This window comes from Oleiphilus sp. HI0080 (assembly GCF_001635135.1).
In genome coordinates this window covers 1-1,553 of record NZ_LWFU01000771.1, presented here as the reverse complement: position 1 = coordinate 1,553, position 1,553 = coordinate 1, and the positions used below count along the sequence as shown (strand labels likewise).

Here is a 1,553-nt window from a genome sequence, read left to right as displayed (position 1 = left end):
AAGGATGGTCAGGNGATTGCCGGGGAGGTGGGCTCAAGCCTTGAAGTTTCTTCAGCATCCGTTGTGAGCGCCGGCCAGTACTCAGTTCGGGTAGGCAATGAAGTGGGTTCTGTGATGAGTGTGGCGGCCTCCGTTGCTGTTTCACCTCAGCAAGTGGTCCTTCATGACGTTGCACTGTCGTGGGATATTCCTCTTGAGAGAGAGGACGGTAGTGATCTTTCGTTATATGAAATTAATGGCTATACCATTGTGTACGGTGCGTCTGAGAATCAGCTTGATACAACGGTGAGTATTGTCGGTGGACAGCAAACCTCGTATACGCTGCGAGATCTACAGGCTGGAGCATATTTCTTTGCTATTGCGACCGTTGACAGTGATGGTCTGCAGGGGCGCTACTCGGATGTCGTTGAGGTAGTCGTGAACTAGTGTTGTTTCGCTGTTTCTCCGACGGGGCCCGCTATTAAGCGGGCTTTTTTGTGCAAATTCATTTGTAGCGTCAGCCTAAGGTCTACGCTAAAGTAATTTCCTTTTGAATAATAAGGGATCCGGTAATGTTTGTAAGAAGTCTGTTGTTAGTTGTCATATTTGCCCTTTCTGCTTGTGCGACTGGACCCAGAACGCATGCGATCTTCGAGCCAGACACAGATTTTTCGGTTTTTAGTACGTTTGGGTTTGTCGAATCGCTCGCTTTGGCGGATGGTCAATATAGGGGGATCGAAGAGCGGTATCTTATTGAGTCTATTCGTAAAGAGTTGTCTGCGCGCGGCCTCACGGAATCTCAAGAAGCCGAGTTGCTGGTTAATTTTCATGTATCTCAGAAGGAAAAACTACGAACTACAACGACGCCATCATCAAGTGTAGGTTACTACTCTTACCGCGGTGGGGCTGGATACCATGGCAGTGTTGGGATGTCTTTTGAGACAAGAACCTCGCAATACACAGAAGGGACGCTCAACATCGATGTTATCGATGCGGAGGACAGGCAAGTTATTTGGGAGGGTGTGGCCGTTGGCAGAATGAAAGAGACGCCGCCAGAAGATCTTAAGGGATATATTGGTGGGGTTGTAGAGGCGGTATTTGATCAATACCCGGTAAAACTTCCGGCTGACGAAGAGAGCTAGGTTCGCTGTTGACCGCAGCTTGATTGTTGGCTGTATTTGTCTGGTTTGGCTCTGATAATTTTTGGCGTGATCTCTTTGATTTGCTCGGCTCCGGTTTTTTTGATCAAGGCTCTGCAATTAAGTCGGCGTGGGGTTGCTGCTTTGGCTGGTTTTTTTCGATTACGCCGTCAGAAATCAGGGCTGGAGTTAGACCAAACTGAGTTTGCCGCGGATTCGTTGTATACAAAGAGGGGTGTTGAGATTGGCTACCCAAGCTGAGCTCGAGCTAGGCAAAGTCATCGAGTTTTCCACGGATTCGTTGTATACAAAAAGGGGTGTTGAGATTGGCTCCCCGAGCTGTGCTCGAGCTAGGCAAAGTCATCGAGTTTGCCACGGATTCGTTGTATACAAAGAGGGGTGTTGAGATTGGCTCCCCGAGCTGGGCTCGAACTA

The 1,553-nt window shown here is 48.8% G+C and carries 1 protein-coding gene; it reads left to right on the top strand.

Features of this window, described 5'->3' with window-relative positions; translation table 11 throughout:
• Positions 1-551: 551 nt before the first annotated feature.
• Positions 552-1,121 carry a DUF4136 domain-containing protein gene (locus tag A3751_RS16060; protein ID WP_068457896.1) on the top strand — a complete coding sequence of 190 codons (570 nt, stop codon included), beginning with the start codon at positions 552-554 and terminating at the stop codon, positions 1,119-1,121.
• Positions 1,122-1,553 lie beyond the last annotated feature (432 nt).

What these genes read in the sequence shown, in the direction of transcription:
- A3751_RS16060 (WP_068457896.1), top strand. Translation starts at nt 552, where the DNA reads ATGTTTGTAAGAAGTCTGTTGTTAGTTGTCATATTTGCCCTTTCTGCT.